Below are 17,778 nucleotides of genomic sequence, written 5' to 3'. Positions count from 1 at the left end.
CACCACAAGCGCACCGAAGCGCTTGTGGATACCGGCGGCCGCGAGGATCGCCTGTTGTTGCGGATGGGTCACCAGGCGATCCTCGTCAGCGGTCCATCAACCGTTGTAAGGCAGAAGCTTGGCTTCGACGGGCACCTTGGGGTCGGTGGCGTTCTCGGTCACCAGATAGTCGAGCGGGAATTTGCTGCCTTCCTTGGCGGCCACCCATTGCGTGCCGATGATCGGTCCGGGCGAGACATTGGCCACTGGGCCGCTGGTGAAGTCGACCTTGCCGATCATCGTCTCGGTCTTGAGCGTGCTCAGCGCCTTGGCGACCGCTGCCTTGTCCTTGGCGTCGGTGCTTGCCTTCAGCGCTTCGAAGCCGGCGTCGAGCAACGACATCGAGGCGCCGAGCTGCTGCGTCCACTGCTTGCCGCTCGTCGCCTCATAGCCGTCGGCCAGCTCGGTGCCTGAAACGCCCGTCAGTGGCGACTTGTAGGGGAAGGCCTTGTGCCAATAGGCGGCGCTCGAAATCTTCATGCCGAGATCGCCGAGCGCCTCGATGTCCGAAGGGAACAGGCCGGTCTTGGCAACCTGGCAGATCTTGATCTGCTTGATCAGGCCCTGTTGCGCCGCCCGGCGCCAGAAGGCGGCGAAATCCGGCGGGATCGGGAAGGAGTTGAAGATCTCGACGCCTTCCTGCTTGAACAGCGCGATCTGCGAGGAATAGTCGGTGGTGCCGGTTTCATAGGCGCCGGGATCGACGATGGTGAAACCTTGCTTGGCCAGCAGCGGCGCCAGATTGGCGCGGATCGCGTTGCCGTCGGCATCGTTCGGATACATGACGCCGACCTTCTTGTTGGTCTCGATCAGGTTCCATTGCGAGATGTAGGTCTTGAAGAACTCGCCGACGCCGAAGCCGAAATGATAGGTCCATTTGAACGGCGAGGGCGCGCCGGGCTTGGCGCCACGGCCGAAATACCAGGCTTCCCAAGGCATCACCGTGGAGAGGCAAGGCACGCCGGCGGCTTCACAGGCGTCGGCCACCGGATTGATCACCTCGGGCGTCGAGACCGCCAGCATCAGGTCGATCGCCTGGTTGTTGATCAGGTCCTTGGCCAACTGGCCCGCGCGGGACGGATCCGATTGCGTATCCTGGTCGAGGATTTCGACGCTGTATTTCTTGCCGCCGATGTCGAGGCCGCCGGCCAGCGCCTTGCGGGCCAGGTCGAGCACGTAGCCGTCGGTCTGGCCGAAGCCGGCCAGCGGCCCGGTGCGTGGGCTGACGAAGCCGACCTTGAGCGTGTTGCCTGCCTGGGCAAAGGCGTTGCGGCCGCCAAGTGCTAGCGCCGTGCCGCCGGCGATCGAGGTGGCAATGAACTGGCGTCGCGAAATGCCTGGAATCGTGGATCTGCTGCCGAGTACGTGGGTCATGTGTTCCTCCCTCTGTGGCTCCTCCATCACCACAGTGCACCACGCATTTGGTTCGGTAAAATGATATTTTGCGGTGTTTCATTAACCCATGGGTTAGGAAATCTCAGGTCACGACAACAGCTTGTTCGGATGTGTCGAAGCGTCAGCCGCCTTGCCTTGCCGCTTCGCGGATGGTCTGCAGCAGGATGGAGAAAGCAGGCGAGGGCGCCGTGTCGGTTCGCATCGTCAGGCCGACCGGTCCCTTGGTTTCCTCTGTGTTGACCGGCAGGGCGACGAAGGCGCCGCTGCCGAGTTCATTGGCAACGACGCCCGCCGAAATGATCCAGACGGCATTGCTTTGCCGCAGGAAGGCGCGGCCGAAGGAGTCCGAGACAGTTTCGATCTCGGTTGCCGGCGCCGTCATGCCGTTGGTGATGAACAGCCGGTCGACGAAGGGGCGGATGACCGATTCCCGCGTCGGCATCAGCGCCGGGAATTCGTCGAGCCGCGCGAACACGTCCTGTCCGGCTTCGAGCAGCGGATGGCCCGCGCGCACCACGAACAGCACCTGTTCGGAATAGAGGTGCTCGAAGAAGAAGCCGGTCATGTTCTCCGGCGCCGCCAGCCGTCCGACAACGAGATCGAGCGCTCCGACACGCAACTGCTCGAGCAGCACCGCATTCTCGCCGGTTACGATCTTGATCGCAGCGCCGGTGCTCTCCTTGAGGAACAGGCTCATGGCGAGCGGCATCACGCGCGCCGAAACCGTCGGCAACGCGCCGATGCGGATCGGGTGCCGGTTGACCGCGCCATCCTGCCTGACGGAATCGACGCCTTGCTTCAGCGCCGTGATGGCCGTGCCGGCATGGCGAAGGAAGATCTCGCCGATGCGCGTCAGCCGGATGCCGCGGCCATCGCGTTCGACGACCGCCACGCCGAGCGCCTCTTCCAGTTCGCGCAACGTCTTGGTCACCGCCGGCGGGCTGACATGCAGGAAGTCGGCCGCTCTCGCCACGCTTCCCTGCCGCGCAACTTCAAGGAATGCCTGCAGGTGACGGAATCGGATGCGGCCTTCGGACATGAATTCGATAACCTCTGAGTTAATGAAATGGCGCAAAATATCATTTTACCGAACCAAATGCCTTGTGCAATGTGGAGATGGAGGATCGAAATCGTGCCATTCGTCACCATCGGCGGCATCACGCTGCACCATCGTCGCGTCGAAGCGAACAGCAAGGCACGCCCGATAGTGTTCATCAATTCGCTCGGCACCGACTTCCGGATCTGGGACGATGTCGTCTCGGCGTTTGATGCTGAAATGCCCCTGCTGGTCTACGACAAGCGCGGCCACGGGCTCTCCGACATCGGCGATATCAGGTCTATCGACGATCATGTCGACGACCTCTGCGGCCTTATCGATCACTTCGGTCTTGGCAAGGTGGTGTTGTGCGGCCTGTCGGTCGGTGGTCTGATTGCGCAGGGGTTCTATGCCAGGCGCCCCGCGGACGTCGAAGCGCTGATCCTCTGCGACACGGCACACAAGATCGGCACCACGGACAGCTGGAACACACGCATCGCGACGGTCGAAAGCAAGGGCATCCAGGCCATTGCCGATGGCGTGCTCAAAGTGTGGTTCACCCCTGCCTTCCACGCGGCGCGCTTGCCAGAGCTGGACGGCTATTGGAACATGATGACCCGGCAAGCGCTTGCCGGTTACATTGGGACTTGCGCAGCGGTTCGCGACGCGGATTTCACCGACGCGGCGCGCCGCATCGCGGTGCCGACGCTTTGCGTCGTTGGTGATCAGGACGGCTCGACGCCTCCCGATCTCGTCCGCTCGCTGGCCGCTCTCATTCCCGGCGCGCGCTTCGAGATCATCCGCGACGCCGGGCACATTCCGTGCGTCGAACAGCCTGAAGCGCTGGTCGCGCTGATCCGCGAGTTTATCGCATCGCTTCCCTCTGGAGCAGAAACCCATGGATGAAGTCCCCGGCAACGCAGCCAGATATCGCGCCGGCCTCGCGGTGCGGCGCTCCGTCCTCGGCGACCGCCATGTCGACCGGGCCGAAGTTGCCGCCACCGATTTCGATCAACCGTTCCAGGAGCTGATCACCGAGGCCGCCTGGGGAACCGTGTGGGCACGGCCCGGCTTCACCAGGCGCGAACGTTCGATCGTCACGCTGGCGCTGCTGGCCGCGCTCGGCCATGATGAGGAGGTCGCCATGCATGTGCGCGCCACCGCCAACACCGGTGCCACCCGCGACGATATCTGCGAGGCGTTTCTGCATGTCGCCATCTATGCCGGCGTGCCGGCCGCCAACCGTGCCTTCAAGATCGCCAAGGACGTGTTTTCGGAAATGGACGGAGCCAAGAATGCCCGCTGAATCCGGCTCGAACCGGAGGCCTGAGACCGGCGCCTTTTTCCAGCGCGACCGGACATGGCATCCGCCGGCGCTGACGCCGAACTACAAGACATCCGTCCTGCGCTCACCGCAGAAAGCGCTGCTCGCCTTCGACAACACGCTGTCGGAGATTGCAGGCCCGGTCTTCGGTCACGCCATGCTGGGCGAACTCGACGCCGACCTGATCCACAATTTCGCCAGGCCCGGCGAGAGCGCGCTCGGCGAGCGCATCATCGTCCATGGCCGCGTGCTGGACGAACGCGGCGCTGGCGTGCCCGGCGTGCTGCTCGAATTCTGGCAGGCCAATGCCGGCGGCCGCTATCGCCACAAGAAGGACGGCTATCTGGCGCCGCTCGACCCGAATTTCGGCGGCTGCGGCCGCGCCATCACCGGCGAGGATGGCGGCTATGCCTTTCGCACCGTCAAGCCCGGTCCCTATCCCTGGCCGAACGGGCCGAATGACTGGCGGCCTTCGCACATCCATTTCTCGGTCTTCGGCCATGGCTTCGCGCAGCGGCTGATCACGCAGATGTATTTCGAGGGTGACCCGTTGATCTGGCACTGCCCGATCGCGCGCGGCATCCCCGACAAGGCCGCCGTTGAGACGCTGATCGCCGCGCTCGACATGCAGGCGACGATCCCCTTCGACGCACGCGCCTACAAGTTCGACATCGTGCTGCGCGGGCGCCGCTCATCGCTGTTCGAAAACAGGCTGGAGGGCAATTGATGGTCCAGTCGCTCGACCGGCTGAAGGAAAGTCCTTCGCAGACCGCCGGACCCTACGTCCATATCGGGCTCACCCCAAATTTCTGCGGCATCGGCGGCGTCTACGCGACTGACCTGGGGGCGACCATGGTCAACGAGAAGACCAAAGGCGAACGCATCGGCCTGCGCATCCGGGTGCTCGACGGCACCGGCACGACGCTCAAGGACGCTCTGATCGAAATCTGGCAGGCGGATGCGGACGGGCTCTACAATTCGCCGGCGGAGATGCGCGGTGCCGCCGATCCGAATTTCCCCGGCTGGGGGCGTTGCCCGACTGACATGGAAACCGGCCTGTGCGCATTCGAGACGATCAAGCCGGGACGGGTGCCGTTCAGGGATGGCCGCCTGATGGCGCCGCATGTCACGCTCTGGATCGTCGCCCGCGGCATCAATCTCGGCCTGCACACGCGGCTCTATTTTTCCGACGAGGAAAAGGCCAATGCCGAGGATCCGATCCTGGCGCGCATCGAGCACCGCGTTCGCGTGCCGACCCTGATCGCCGAGCGCAAGGGCGACACCTACGTCTTCGATGTCCATCTCCAGGGGGAGAAGGAAACGGTCTTCTTCGACAGCTGATGGCCAGGAGGAGCAGGACATGACCGTATCGCCCTTCGACCATCCGCTGCTCTCCGCTCTTCTCGGCGACGAGGAGGCGCGCCGGCTTTTTTCCGTCGAAGCCGAAATCGAGGCGGCGCTGGCATTTGAAGGCGCGCTGGCGCAAGCGCAGGCCGAAAACGGCATCATCGCCAAGGATGCGGCGGCAGCGATCGTCTCGGGCCTGTCCTCGTTCCGGCCGGACACCGCCTTGCTGCGGGTCGCGGTTGCCGGGGACGGGATCATGGTGCCGGAACTCGTGCGCCAGATCAGGATGGCGGTCGGCGAGCCGCATGGCCAGAAAGTGCATTTCGGCGCGACCAGCCAGGATGTCATCGACACCGGCCTGATGCTTCGGCTGAAATCCGTCGTCGAGCATCTCGGCCTGCTGCTGACCGAGACCATCATACGGCTCACTTCGCTCGATGAGCGCTTCGGGGGCAGCGCGCTGGCTGGGGTGACGCGCATGCAACCTGCGATCCCGATCAAAGTGGCGGATCGCGTCCGTGCGTGGCGGGCGCCGCTGCAACGGCACCAGGAAAGATTGCCGGAACAGTCGGGCCGCCTGCTGGTCGTGCAGTTCGGCGGTGCCGCCGGTACGCTCGAAAAGCTCGGCGACAAGGGGCCGGCGGTGCGCGCGGCCCTTGCCGCCGGGCTCGGCCTTGCCGATGCGCCGCAATGGCAGAGCCAGCGCGATACGCTCGCCGATTTCAGCGGCTGGCTGTCGCTGGTGACCGGCAGCCTCGGCAAGTTCGGCCAGGATATCGCTCTGATGGCGCTGGGCGGAACCGAGATCGAACTCTCGGGCGGCGGCGGTTCGTCGGCCATGCCGCACAAGCAGAACCCGGTGAAGGCGGAGGCGCTGGTGGCGCTTGCCCGCTTCAACGCCACGCAGCTTTCCGGCATGCATCAGGCGCTCGTGCATGAGCAGGAGCGTTCCGGCGCCGCCTGGACGCTGGAGTGGCTGCTGCTGCCGCAGATGGCTGTCGCCACCGCCGCGTCGCTGCGCCTTGCCGCCGAGCTGGCCGGGCAGATCGAAAGTCTCGGGCACTGATGCGCACTCAGGTTGTTATCATCGGTTCGGGACCGTCCGGTCTGCTGCTCGGACAATTGCTCCACGGCATCGGCGTCGAGACGGTCATTCTGGAACGCGCCAGCCGCGATCACGTGCTTGGCCGCGTGCGCGCCGGCGTGCTCGAACAAGGCACCGTCGAGTTGCTGGATGAGGCCGGCGCTGCCACCAGGCTGCATGCCGAGGGGCTTCCCCATTCGGGCATCTCACTTGCCTTCGATGGCCGTTTGCATCGCATCGATCTGGCAGCGCTGACCGGCGGCAGGCATGTCACCGTCTATGGCCAGACCGAAGTGACGCACGATCTGATGGACAAGCGCGATGCGGCAGAACTTACCACGGTCTACGAGGCGGCAAACGTCACACTGCACGATTTCGACAGCGAGGAGCCTTTCGCCACCTATGACAAGGATGGCGTCAGCCATCGCATCGACTGCGACTTCATCGCCGGCTGCGACGGCTATCACGGTGTCAGCCGCAAATCGGTGCCGGAGGGCGCGCTAAAAACCTTCGAGCGGCAGTATCCGTTTGGCTGGCTCGGCGTGCTGGCCGAAGTGCCGCCGGCCGATCATGAACTGGTCTACGCCAATCATGAGAGGGGTTTTGCGCTGTGCTCGATGCGCTCGACGCACCGCAGCCGCTACTATGTGCAGTGCCCCGAGGGCGACCGCGTCGAGGCATGGTCGGACGACCGTTTCTGGGACGAGTTGCGCCGCCGCTTGCCGGAGCAGACGGCAGCAAGTGTCGTCACCGGGCCATCCTTCGAGAAGTCGATCGCGCCGCTGCGCTCCTTCGTTGCCGAGCCGATGCGTTTCGGCCGGCTTTTCCTGGTCGGCGATGCCGCCCACATCGTGCCGCCGACAGGGGCCAAGGGTCTCAACCTTGCCGCCAGCGACGTGCGTTATCTCTTTGCTGGCTTGCGCGACTTCTATGCCGAGAAATCGCAAGCCGGCATCGATGCCTATTCGCAAAAGGCGCTGGCGCGGGTCTGGAAGGCGGTGCGCTTTTCCTGGTGGATGACGACGATGTTGCACCGCTTTCCCGACACTGGCGAATTCGGCCAACGCATCCAGGAGGCCGAGCTCGACTATCTCGTGCATTCCAAGGCGGCATCGACGGCGCTTGCCGAGAACTATGTCGGCTTGCCTTACTGACGGGCGGCAAACGCTACGCGGGTCTATCGACCCAGGAGATTGCGTTCGACGGTTCTCAGATGCGCCAGCATCGCGTTTTTCGCGCCTTCCGGATCGCGGTGAAACAGGCAATCCAGGATCGCCTGGTGCTCATCGCAGTAGGTCTGGCGACGTTCCTCCGAGAACGAACGCTTCTTCATTTCGAACCAGGGTGACTGGTTGCGAATGGCGCGCATGAGATTGTGGATCTCTTTCAGGAAGTCATTGCGGCAGCATGCGAACACCCGGTGATGGAATTCGGCGTCCCAATGCTCGAAATCCGGCATGTCCTTGGCTTCGCATGCGGTCTGGTGCGCTTCGCGAACCGCGTTCAGTTCGGTCGCGCTGGCATTGGTCGCGGCAAAGGCCGCCGCCGCCGGTTCGAGCAACTGCCTGATCTCCATCATGTCGGCGGGGCTGGTGCCCTCCATCCGCGCGACCATCGATGTGATCGACGTCGGGTTGGTCGCGGTCAGGAAGGTGCCGCGCCCGACATGCCGGACGACAGTTCCGTCGTTCTCGAGGAAGCCGACGGCACGGCGCACGGTATTGCGCGCGACGCCGAACTCGACCGCGAGGTCGCGCTCGGGCGGCATGCGGCCGTCCTCAAGCCACTCGCCCGAGGAAATCCGCTTCTTGAGCATTGTGGCGATATCGTTGGCGACGAGCTTCGGCATTCGTTGAGAACTTTTATCTGATCCAATGTTGAACCAATATTATCAAGCGATTGCCGGTTGGTCCAGTGTCCAAACGAAGAACAGGCACCGCAGGCACTTATTTTGTTGATTTGTGAGCCGAAACCCTCTTGAAGCCTGAACCAATCAGCGATAGCGTGTAACGAAAGAGCCAGTATTGGTTCATAAAAGGTTCAGGGAGGAATCGGATGCGGGTCGCGACATTTTCGATCGCCGGCGAACGTCGCGTGGGTATCGTCGATCTCGATGCCCAGACCATCGCTCCTTTCGATTTTGCCGTCGATCAGGCCAAGGCCGGCATTCTGGCACTGATCGAGCGCAACGGCGCCGGCCTGCCGCGCACCCTTTCACCGATCCCGCTGGCGCAGGTGGAAATCGAGGCGCCGATCCCGCAGCCGCGCCGCAACATCTTCTGCGTCGGTAAGAACTATCACGAGCACGCGCACGAGTTTGCCCGCAGCGGCTTCGATTCCAGCGCCGGCGCCGGCGCGATCCCAAAACACCCGATTATCTTTTCCAAGGTGCCTGAATCGGTCGTCGCCAACCATGCCAGCGTGCTGATCGATTCCTCGGTCTCGACGGCCATCGACTACGAGGCGGAGCTTGCCGTCATCATCGGCAAGGGCGGGCGCGGCATAGCCAAGGAAAACGCGCTCGACCATGTGTGGGGCTACACGATCGTCAACGATGTCACCGCCCGCGACCTGCAAGGCAAATACAGCCAGTGGCTGATCGGCAAATCGCAGGACACGTTCTGCCCGATGGGTCCCTGGGCGGTGACGAAGGATGAACTCGACCTGGCGACCGCCGGCATCCGCTGTTTCGTCAACGAGGATCTGCGCCAGGATTCGCGCATATCGCTGTTGATCTTCGACATCCCGACCATCATCGCGACGCTCTCGCAAGGCATCACGCTGAAGCCCGGCGACATCATCGCCACCGGCACGCCGGTCGGCGTCGGCATCGGCTTTGATCCGCCGAAATATCTCAAGGCCGGTGACGTCGTGCGCATCGAGATCGACGGCATCGGCACGCTGGAAAACCGCTTCGTGGAGTATGCGCAATGACGACCGTGACGGTTGGCCAGGTCGTCGCGGAGGTTGTCGGCGAGGGTGCGGCCGTGGTGATGATCCATGGCCTCGGCGGCACCTCGAACATGTTCCAGCCACAGATGGCGGCACTTTCCAGCTATCGCGTGATCCGGCTCGACCTGCCGGGCTCCGGGCGCTCGCCGCGCCCGATCGAGCCGCTGACCATCGAATTGATGAGCGAGGCGGTGATCCGCGCCATGGCCGGCATGGGCGTCACGTCAGCGCATTTCGTCGGCCACTCGATGGGCACCATCATCTGCCAGCAGATTGCCGCAACGCAGCCCTCGCTGGTTGCGTCGCTGGCGCTGTTCGGCGCGCTGGCGGAACCGGCGGAAGCGACCAGGCAGGGGCTTGCCAATCGCGCCCGGCTGGCGCGCTCGGGCGGCATTGCCGATATCGCCGACCAGATCGTCGCCAATGCGATCTCGGCGCACACCAGGGAAACCTCGCCCGCCGCCGTCGCCTTCGTGCGTGAATCGATCACCCGCCAGGATCCGGAATCCTATGCCCGCACTTGTGAGGCGCTGGCCAAGGCAACCGCGGTCGACGCGCGGCGGATTTCCGTGCCGACCTTGCTTGTCACTGGCGACGCCGACACGGTCAATCCGGCTGGTGTCGGGCAGGCGCTTGCCGACAAGATCAAGGGAGCCATATTCTCGTCTCTGGATCGGTGCGGGCACTGGGCCACGGTGGAAAGCCCGCGCGAGAGCAGCCAGAAGCTCGCCGATTTTTTGAGACGGGTTGATAGGTGAGGAATTCTGATCGGGCGTAGAACTACGCGCTCGGCAAGTTGGGAGGCTTGTGATGGCAGACGACAGCTGGAACGGGAACGGCTCGAGCAGCACGCTGTTCACCAATGTGCGCGTGCTCGACGCGACAGGTGAATATCCATATACCGGTGAGGTGCTGGTGCAGGGAAACCGCATCAAGCAGATCACCAAGGGCTCGTCGCGCTTCGGCTCGTCCTCTTCATCTTCCTACAGTGGTGGCGCAACCGTCATCGACGGCATGGGCGCGACGCTGATGCCCGGCATGATCGACGCGCATCTGCATCTGTCGTGGAACAACGCACCCGGCATCGACCCCATCCAGATGATGGAGATCGAGGAGCACATGCTGGTCACCATGGAGATGGCCAAGCTGGTGCTCGACGCCGGCTTCACCGCCGGCCGGGGGGCGGCGGCCGCCAAGCCGCGTCTCGACGTCGTCGCCAAGAAGTTCATCAACCAGGGGCGGTTTCCGGGACCGCGCTACCTGGCCGCCGGTCCGGAAATCACCACGGTCGGCGGTCTCGGCGATTCCGCGCCTTCACACATTCCGCATGAAGGGCTGAACCTCGGCATCGTCGTTTCCGGCCCCGAGGAAATCCGCCGTACCGTGCGCCAGCTGATCAAATACGGCGTCGATTCCATCAAGCTTAACCTGTCGGGCGAGAGCATCACCGGCATGGGCGCCGAGGAAACACCGATGTCGGAGGAGGAGGTCGCGATGGCGGCTTCCGAGGCGCGCTGCCGCAACAAGGTGCTGTCGGCGCATGCGCGCTCGTCCGGTTCGGTCAAGCAGTGCATACGCCACGGCATCCAGAACATCTACCACGCCTCCTTCGCCGACGAGGAAGCGCTCGACATGCTCGAGGCGGTCAAGGACAAGCACTTCGTCGCGCCTGGCATCGCCTGGCTGATCAACACCGCGCGCCATGCCGAGCAATGGGGCATCAAGCCGGGTTCGCCGCTGTCGCTCGAATATGAGCGCGAGCTCGAAATGTGTATCGAGACGATGAAGAAGATGCACCGGCGCGGCATTCGCGTCTGCATCGGCGGCGACTACGGCTTTGCCTGGACGCCGCAAGGCACCAACGCCAAGGACATCCAGACCTTCGTCGAAATGCTCGGCTTCTCGCCGATGGAAGCCATCCAGGCCGGCACCAAATATGGCGGCCAGATCATGAACATGGGCGACGAACTCGGCCTGATCAAGGAAGGCTACCTCGCCGATATCCTGCTGATCGACGGCGATCCGATTTCCGACGTGCGCATCCTGCAGGACAAGAACCGCATCCTCGCCATCATGAAGGACGGCAAGTTCCACAAGGCGCCGCGCATGAACGAGCAGCGTCGGCGGCTGACTGCATGAGCCTGCTCGACCAGCCATCCTCGCCGTCGCTTTCGGGCGGCGGCATGACACGCCGGCAGGCCTGGGGCCTCGTCGGCCTGCTTGCCGCCGCCGTCATCGCATGGCTGGTCTTTGCCGTCTGGCCGGATTGGCTGAACGCGATCCTGATCTCGAAGAAGGCGTTCGTCAGCGCCATCCTCAACGGCATCACGCTGGCCGGCCTGTATTTCCTGGTTGCGAGTGGCTTCACGCTGATCTTCGGCCTGATGCGCAACGTCAATCTGGCGCATGGCTCGCTCTATCTGCTCGGCGCTTATATCGGCTACGAGGTCACCAGCCGCACCGGCTACTGGCTGCTCGGCGTCGCTGCCGGTTTCGCCGTGCTGGCCATCGTCGGCGTCGTCATGCAGGTCTTCGTTTTCCGTCGCCTCGAAGGCGATGACCTGCGCCAGACCCTGGTCAGCATCGGCATCTCGATCGTCGCCGCCGACCTGATGCTGGCGGTCTGGGCGGGCGGCACCTATCAGATCGCGACACCGGAATGGCTCGACGGCGCCTTGACCTTGCCAATCATCACCGCGGTGCGCTCCAACGGCGCCTCGGTCTTCCTCACCTATCCGCTCTACCGCGTGGTCGTGCTGGCGGCGGCGATCGTCATCGGCGTCGGGCTTTGGCTGATGCTGCACCGGACCCGCGTCGGCATGATGATCCGTGCCGGCGTCGACGATCGTGCCATGCTGCAGGCTTCCGGCGTCAACGTGCACGCGGTGTTTGCCATCGTCTTTGCGGTTGGTGCCGGGCTCGCCGGCTTTGCCGGTGTCGTCGGCGGTTCGGCGCTGTCCGTCGCGCCCGGCGAGGATGTCCGCTACCTCCTGGCGTCGCTGGTCGTGGTCATCGTCGGCGGCATGGGCTCGATCACGGGTGCCGCCATCGGCGCGCTGCTGATCGGCCTCGCCGAACAGATCGGCCTCGTCTATTTCCCGACCTACGGTATCGTGCTGACCTTCGTCATCATGGTGGTGACGCTGGCGGTCCGGCCACAAGGCATCATGGGGAAAGCCCGATGAGCCTGGCCATCGCCACGAACGGCACGACACCGCGGCAGAACTGGCTGGAGAGGCTGGGCGCCGGCCACATCATCTTTGCCGTGGTGCTGGTGCTCTATCCGCTGGTGGCGTCGGATTTCTTCCTGACGCAGATCGGCGGCTACTCGCTGATCTTCGGCATGATGGGCCTGTCGCTGATGCTGCTCGCCGGCTATGGCGGCATGGTCAGCCTGGCGCAGATCACGGTCGCCGGCATCGCCGCTTATGCCATCGCCATCCTTGGCAACAACAATTCAAACATCCTCGGCTTCGGCTGGCCGTGGTGGCTCGCGGTGCCGTTCGCGGTTCTCGCGGCGGCACTGGCGTCGGCGCTGATCGGCTGGATCTCGGTGCGCACCGAGGGCATCTACACGATCATGATCACGTTGGCGATCGCCACCGCGACCTACTATTTCGCCCAGCAGAACTACGCCATCTTCAACGGCCATTCCGGCTATGCCGGCATCCGCGCCCCGGCCTTCTGGGGCATCAGCTGGCGTGATCCGAAGCCCTTCTATTATCTCTGCCTTGGCCTGGCCGTGCTGTCCTACGCGGCGGTGCTCTACGGCTCGCGCTCGACCTTCGGCATGACCTTGCAGGCGATCCGCGACAATCCGCGCCGCATGCGCGCGCTCGGCTACCACGTCACCGCGCACAAGGTCTTCGCCTGGCTGCTGGCCGGCGTCATCGCCGGATTGGCCGGCGTGCTGCTGGTCTGGTTCAACGGCCGTGTCTCGCCCGGCACCATCGGCGTCGATGCGGCGATCGATGTGCTGATCATCGCCGTCATCGGTGGCCTTCGCCATCCGATCGGGCCATTTCTCGGCGCGGTCGTCGTCATTCTGATGCAGACCTTCGCCATCGACATCGTCGGCGCCGAGCGCTTCAACACTCTGATCGGGCTGGTGTTTCTGGTGATCGTTTTCGTCTCACCGGATGGAATTCTTGGGTTGTGGGGGAGGATCAAGCCACATCTTGCCCAGGAGTCCTTGCGTCCCGGCTCGTAGCGGCCGGGATGGAATGAACCACTGCAAAACGAAATCAACGGGAGGAAAGTCATGAGGATGCATAGACGTACATTGCTGGCCTTGGCGGTGTTCACCGGGCTGACCGCGCCTTCGATGGCGCTGGCTGCCGACGACACCATCAAGATCGGCCTGCTCGCCACCTTCGAGGGACCGTTCACGGTGCTGGGCGAGGACGGCGAGCGCGGTGCGATGACCGCTGTCGCCGAGATGAACGGCACCGTCGCCGGCAAGAAGATCGAAATCGTCAAGGGCTCGTCCGACGCCTCGCCCGACAGCGCCGTGCGCGCCGCGCGCAAGCTGGTCGAGCAGGACGGCGTCAAGGTGCTGGTCGGTCCGCTTTCGGGCGACGAAGGCCTGGCCGTCAAGGACTACGCCAAGACGCAGCCAAGCGTGACCTTCATCAACGGCACCTCGGCCGCACAGGACACCACGCTGCGCGACCCGGCGGAAAACTTCTTCCGCTTCTCGACCGACGGCGCCCAGTGGATGGCTGGCCTCGGCACCTATGCCTTCAAGGACAAGGGCTACAAGAAGGTCGCCACGGTCGCCGAGGACTATTCCTTCCCCTACACGCAGGTGTTCGGCTTCATGGCCGAGTTCTGCAAGGCGGGCGGCCATGTGCCGTCGAAATCCTGGGTGCCGATCGGCAACAAGGACTTTTCTTCGGTCATCGCCGCCATCCCCGAAGACGTTGACGCGATCTACGTCGCGCTCGGCGGCGCCGATGCGGTCAACTTCCTGACCCAGTACCAGCAGGGCGGCGGATCCGCACCTCTGATCGGCGGCTCGATCACCGTCGACCAGACGGTGCTGACCTCGAAAGGCAAGCTGCGCGACGTGCTGAAGGGCACGCCCTCGGCCGGGCCGACCGCCGACACCAATGATGCGCCGGCATGGAAGGCCTTCGTCGAGGCCTACAAGAAGCAGCCGGGCGCCTTTCCCTCGCCGTCGCTCTTCGCCCATGGCTACTATGTCGACATGAAGGCGACGCTGCTCGGTCTCGACCAGGTCGGCGGCGATGTCTCCGATGGTGGCAAGAAGCTGCGCGATGCGCTGTCGAAACTGTCCTTCGACACGCCGACCGGCAAGGTGTCGCTGGACAAGAACCGCAACGCGATCGCCGACATCTTCCTGACCGAGGTCACCGAAGGCGCCGACGGCAATCTCATGAACAAGCTGGTCAAGGTGGTGCCGCAGGTCAACCAGACGCTCGGCATTCCCGAAGACGAGTTCATGAAGCTCGGCGCGGTCAACCGCGACAATCCGAGCTGTCCGTAACAGCGACATCGAGTGTAGCCGCCAGTGACCGAAAGCTTCGCAGCAAACCGTCTCCAGAGCACCGGCGCCTATGCGTTGGAGCTCGATGGCGTGGCGCGGCATTTCGGGGCGCTGGTGGCGCTCTCGGGCATCAATATGAGGATCGCGGCCGGCGAACGGCGCGCGGTCCTCGGCTCCAACGGCGCCGGCAAGACGACCCTGTTCAATGCCGTCACCGGCGACTTCCTGCCGACATCAGGGCGCATCCGCTTCTTCGGCGAGGACATCACCGACCTGCCGCCGCATGAGCGCATCCGGCGCGGCCTGCGGCGCACCTATCAGATTTCGCAACTGTTCAAGGGCCTGTCGGTCCTCGACTCCATCTTTCTCGCCTGCCGGGGTGTCTCGCGCCGGCGGTTTTCGCTGCTGCGTCCGGCGGCCAGCGACGTCAACATGGTGCAGGCGGAGTCGATCCTCCACGCCGTGCATCTCGAAGCCTATCGCGACACGCTGGTGGCGACGCTGAGCCACGGTCAGCAGCGCCAGTTGGAGATCGCGCTGGCGCTCGCCGGCGCGCCGCGCTTCATCCTGTTCGACGAGCCGGCGGCCGGCCTTTCGCCGACCGAGCGCCGCGATCTCGTGGCCATTCTCAACGCGCTGCCGAAGCACATCGGCTACATCATCATCGAGCACGATCTCGATGTCGCCCTGCGCGTGTCGGAATATGTCTCGATGATGCACAATGGCCGCCTGTTCAAGGAAGGCACGCCGCAGGAGATCGAAGCCGATCCCGAGGTCCAGGAGATCTATCTCGGGGGCAAGCATGGCTGAGCGCCCAACCTCTTCCGGCAAGCCGACCAGGGCCATCCTCCGGATAGACGACCTGCAGGTCTTCTATGGCGAAAGCCATGCGCTGCAAGGCGTTTCGCTGACGCTGGAAAGCGGCGTGCTGTCGGTGGTCGGCCGCAACGGCATGGGCAAGTCGACGCTCTGCAACACCATCGTCGGCCTGAAGCGCGCGCGCTCCGGTTCGATCCGCGTCGATGGCCGCGAGATATCGGCGCTCGAGCCGCACGAGATCCACCGTCTCGGCGTCGGCTATGTGCCGCAAGGGCGCCGCGTCTGGCCGAGCCTGACGGTCGATGAACATCTGCGCCTCGCCGCCGGCAACCGGCGCGATGCCAGCTGGACGGTCGAGCGCGTCTACCAGACCTTTCCGCGCCTGGCTGAGCGTCGGACAAATGGCGGCTCTCAGCTGTCGGGCGGCGAACAGCAGATGCTGGCGATTTCGCGCGCGCTGCTCAGTGACCCGAAGCTGCTGGTCATGGACGAGCCGACCGAAGGCCTGGCACCGATCATCGTCGACCAGGTCGAGCAGATGCTGGTCAACCTTGCCGCCGAGGGCGAGATGGCGGTGCTGGTCATCGAGCAGAATATCGGCGTGGCGACCGCGGTGTCGAACCAGGTCGCCATCATGGTCAATGGCCGCATCAACCGGCTGATGGATGCAAAGGCACTCGCCTCCGACCGCGAGTTGCAGCAGCGGCTGCTTGGCGTTGGACGCCATGCCGAGGAAGCGCCCGTCACGCCGGCGGAAGCCGCACAAGCAAAGGAACAACTGGCGGAAGTCTATCGCGTCGACCGCACCGGCGCCGGCTCGGCCGAACCGATACCGCGCAATGGCGTCTATCGTCCGGTCACCGACTTGCCCAACCGCTGGAACGTGCCGGTGACGGAAATGCGGCAGGCGGCGGTCGACAGAACCGCGCCGCAGGACGATCTGAAAAAGGTCTTCGCCATCCCCTTTGCCGAGCGTATCGGCCGGACCGTGCTGGTCGCCGGCACCTTCGACACCAAGGGCAAGGAACTGCGCTTCGTCGCCGACCGGCTGAAGTCGCTGGGCATTCCGGTACGCACGGTCGATCTCTCGACGTCGGGAAAGCCGACCAGCGCCGACGTGCCCGCCATGCAGGTGGCCGGCATGCACGCGCGCGGTTCGTCAGCCGTCTTCACCAATGATCGCGGCGGATCGGTCAGTGCCATGGCGGAAGCCTTCGCGCGCTGGATCGAGCGCGAGTCGCGCATCGGCGGCGTCATATCGGCTGGTGGCTCCGGTGGCACCACGTTGGCAACGGCGGGCATGCGTGTCCTGCCTGTCGGCATACCCAAGCTGATGGTGTCGACGGTGGCGGCCGGCGATGTCGCCAAATATGTCGGCGGCGCCGACATCATGATGTTCCATTCGGTCGCCGATGTGCAGGGGCTGAACTCGATCACCGAACAGGTGCTGTCCAACGCCGCGCACGCCATGGCCGGCATGGTCGCGCAACTGCCCAATGCCGAGGCGTGGGAAGCCAGGCGCAAACTGGCGCGGCCTGCTGTCGGCATCACCATGTTCGGCGTCACCACACCGGCGGTGCAGGCGGTGACCAGACGTCTCGAAGCCGACTATGACTGCCTTGTCTTCCATGCCACCGGCATCGGTGGACGGGCCATGGAAAATCTCGGCGACTCTCGCCTGCTGTCGGCCTTCCTCGACCTGACTACCACCGAAGTGGCCGACATGATCGTCGGCGGCGTCTTCCCGGCGACCGAGGATCGTTTCGGCGCGGCGATCCGCACCGGATTGCCTTATGTGGGCTCTACCGGCGCGCTCGACATGGTCAATTTCGGCCCGCGCGACAGCGTGCCGGAGAAATTCCGCAGCCGCAAATTCGTCATCCACAATCCGAACGTCACCCTGATGCGCACCACGCGCGACGAGAACCGCGCCTTCGGCGAATGGATCGGCGCGCGGCTCAACGCCATGAACGGCCCGGTGCGGTTCCTGCTGCCGGAAGGCGGCGTGTCGATGCTCGATGCGCCCGGTCAAGCCTTTCACGATCCGGAAGCCGACAACGCCCTGTTCGAGGCGATCGAGAAAACCGTTCGCCAGACCCCGTTGCGCCATGTCGAGCGGGTGCGGGCAAACATCAACGAAACGCCTTTCGTCGACGCGGCGATCAACGCGTTCCACGCGATTACGCCGAAGCTGCAGAGGCGGGCATGAAGAATTGGACTTCGCCACCGTGCGGGTGGATGTTTGAGAGTATCGCCGGTCGCCCCGTGCCGAC

General features: G+C 64.3%; 17 protein-coding genes. 14 read left to right on the top strand and 3 right to left on the bottom strand.

Annotation, left to right across the window (positions count from 1 at the left end; genetic code table 11):
* Nucleotides 1-96: 96 nt before the first annotated feature.
* A complete protein-coding gene (locus AC56QQ_RS25630; RefSeq protein WP_497123844.1) occupies nucleotides 97-1,413 on the bottom strand; it encodes an ABC transporter substrate-binding protein in 1,317 nt (438 codons plus the stop codon).
* 142 nt (nucleotides 1,414-1,555) lie between these two features.
* Entirely contained in the window at nucleotides 1,556-2,473 is a 918-nt protein-coding gene (gene pcaQ / locus AC56QQ_RS25625; RefSeq protein WP_256749974.1) for a pca operon transcription factor PcaQ, read from the bottom strand.
* A gap of 93 nt (nucleotides 2,474-2,566) precedes the next feature.
* On the opposite strand from pcaQ, the gene pcaD reads away from it, so the two are divergent.
* Genes pcaD through pobA form a run of 6 tightly spaced genes read left to right on the top strand, consistent with a single transcriptional unit; the run spans nucleotide 2,567 to nucleotide 7,379 of the window.
* Nucleotides 2,567-3,376 carry a 3-oxoadipate enol-lactonase gene (gene pcaD / locus AC56QQ_RS25620; protein ID WP_497123843.1) on the top strand — a complete coding sequence of 270 codons (810 nt, stop codon included), beginning with the start codon at nucleotides 2,567-2,569 and terminating at the stop codon, nucleotides 3,374-3,376.
* Complete coding sequence (gene pcaC, locus AC56QQ_RS25615) at nucleotides 3,369-3,776, top strand: 4-carboxymuconolactone decarboxylase (RefSeq protein WP_489860221.1); 408 nt, start codon at nucleotides 3,369-3,371, stop codon at nucleotides 3,774-3,776. Before pcaD ends, pcaC begins: the two co-directional genes overlap by 8 nt.
* Nucleotides 3,766-4,521, top strand: coding sequence for a protocatechuate 3,4-dioxygenase subunit beta (gene pcaH / locus AC56QQ_RS25610; protein WP_497123842.1), 756 nt, complete (start codon nucleotides 3,766-3,768; stop codon nucleotides 4,519-4,521). The genes pcaC and pcaH overlap by 11 nt, the downstream gene beginning before the upstream one ends.
* Entirely contained in the window at nucleotides 4,521-5,135 is a 615-nt protein-coding gene (pcaG, locus tag AC56QQ_RS25605; RefSeq protein ID WP_497123841.1) for a protocatechuate 3,4-dioxygenase subunit alpha, read from the top strand. The genes pcaH and pcaG overlap by 1 nt, the downstream gene beginning before the upstream one ends.
* 19 nt (nucleotides 5,136-5,154) lie before the next feature.
* Nucleotides 5,155-6,207 (top strand): 3-carboxy-cis,cis-muconate cycloisomerase, encoded by a 1,053-nt coding sequence (locus AC56QQ_RS25600; RefSeq protein ID WP_497123840.1) that lies wholly within the window; start codon nucleotides 5,155-5,157, stop codon nucleotides 6,205-6,207.
* Nucleotides 6,207-7,379, top strand: a complete 1,173-nt coding sequence (gene pobA, locus AC56QQ_RS25595) for a 4-hydroxybenzoate 3-monooxygenase (RefSeq protein WP_497123839.1) — start codon at nucleotides 6,207-6,209, stop codon at nucleotides 7,377-7,379. Before AC56QQ_RS25600 ends, pobA begins: the two co-directional genes overlap by 1 nt.
* A 23-nt stretch (nucleotides 7,380-7,402) precedes the next feature.
* Here pobA and AC56QQ_RS25590 read toward each other — a convergent pair whose 3' ends face one another.
* Nucleotides 7,403-8,074, bottom strand: coding sequence for a FadR/GntR family transcriptional regulator (locus AC56QQ_RS25590; RefSeq protein WP_497123838.1), 672 nt, complete (start codon nucleotides 8,072-8,074; stop codon nucleotides 7,403-7,405).
* A gap of 206 nt (nucleotides 8,075-8,280) precedes the next feature.
* Between AC56QQ_RS25590 and AC56QQ_RS25585 the strand changes: the two genes are divergently transcribed.
* From AC56QQ_RS25585 to AC56QQ_RS25550, 8 genes are read left to right on the top strand one after another with little or no spacing between them, the layout of a single operon-like run.
* The gene (locus tag AC56QQ_RS25585; RefSeq protein ID WP_497123837.1) at nucleotides 8,281-9,159 is read left to right on the top strand and encodes a fumarylacetoacetate hydrolase family protein; all 879 of its coding nucleotides are present in this window, start codon (nucleotides 8,281-8,283) and stop codon (nucleotides 9,157-9,159) included.
* Nucleotides 9,156-9,935 carry an alpha/beta fold hydrolase gene (locus tag AC56QQ_RS25580; protein WP_497123836.1) on the top strand — a complete coding sequence of 260 codons (780 nt, stop codon included), beginning with the start codon at nucleotides 9,156-9,158 and terminating at the stop codon, nucleotides 9,933-9,935. The genes AC56QQ_RS25585 and AC56QQ_RS25580 overlap by 4 nt, the downstream gene beginning before the upstream one ends.
* A 52-nt stretch (nucleotides 9,936-9,987) precedes the next feature.
* Nucleotides 9,988-11,316 (top strand): metal-dependent hydrolase family protein, encoded by a 1,329-nt coding sequence (locus AC56QQ_RS25575; protein WP_091576674.1) that lies wholly within the window; start codon nucleotides 9,988-9,990, stop codon nucleotides 11,314-11,316.
* A complete protein-coding gene (locus tag AC56QQ_RS25570; protein WP_489860229.1) occupies nucleotides 11,313-12,362 on the top strand; it encodes a branched-chain amino acid ABC transporter permease in 1,050 nt (349 codons plus the stop codon). Before AC56QQ_RS25575 ends, AC56QQ_RS25570 begins: the two co-directional genes overlap by 4 nt.
* Nucleotides 12,359-13,387: a branched-chain amino acid ABC transporter permease gene (locus AC56QQ_RS25565; protein WP_497123835.1), complete on the top strand. Its 1,029-nt coding sequence runs from the start codon at nucleotides 12,359-12,361 to the stop codon at nucleotides 13,385-13,387. Before AC56QQ_RS25570 ends, AC56QQ_RS25565 begins: the two co-directional genes overlap by 4 nt.
* 51 nt (nucleotides 13,388-13,438) lie before the next feature.
* Entirely contained in the window at nucleotides 13,439-14,686 is a 1,248-nt protein-coding gene (locus AC56QQ_RS25560) for an ABC transporter substrate-binding protein (protein ID WP_497123834.1), read from the top strand.
* A 24-nt stretch (nucleotides 14,687-14,710) separates the two neighbouring features.
* Nucleotides 14,711-15,496, top strand: coding sequence for an ABC transporter ATP-binding protein (locus tag AC56QQ_RS25555; RefSeq protein WP_091576667.1), 786 nt, complete (start codon nucleotides 14,711-14,713; stop codon nucleotides 15,494-15,496).
* The gene (locus AC56QQ_RS25550) at nucleotides 15,489-17,714 is read left to right on the top strand and encodes an ABC transporter permease (protein WP_497123833.1); all 2,226 of its coding nucleotides are present in this window, start codon (nucleotides 15,489-15,491) and stop codon (nucleotides 17,712-17,714) included. Before AC56QQ_RS25555 ends, AC56QQ_RS25550 begins: the two co-directional genes overlap by 8 nt.
* Nucleotides 17,715-17,778: the final 64 nt, after the last annotated feature.

Source organism: Mesorhizobium sp. RCAM 05099, assembly GCF_059683685.1.
Note: the sequence above shows the minus strand (reverse complement) of the source record. Positions and strands in the feature narration are given on the sequence as shown.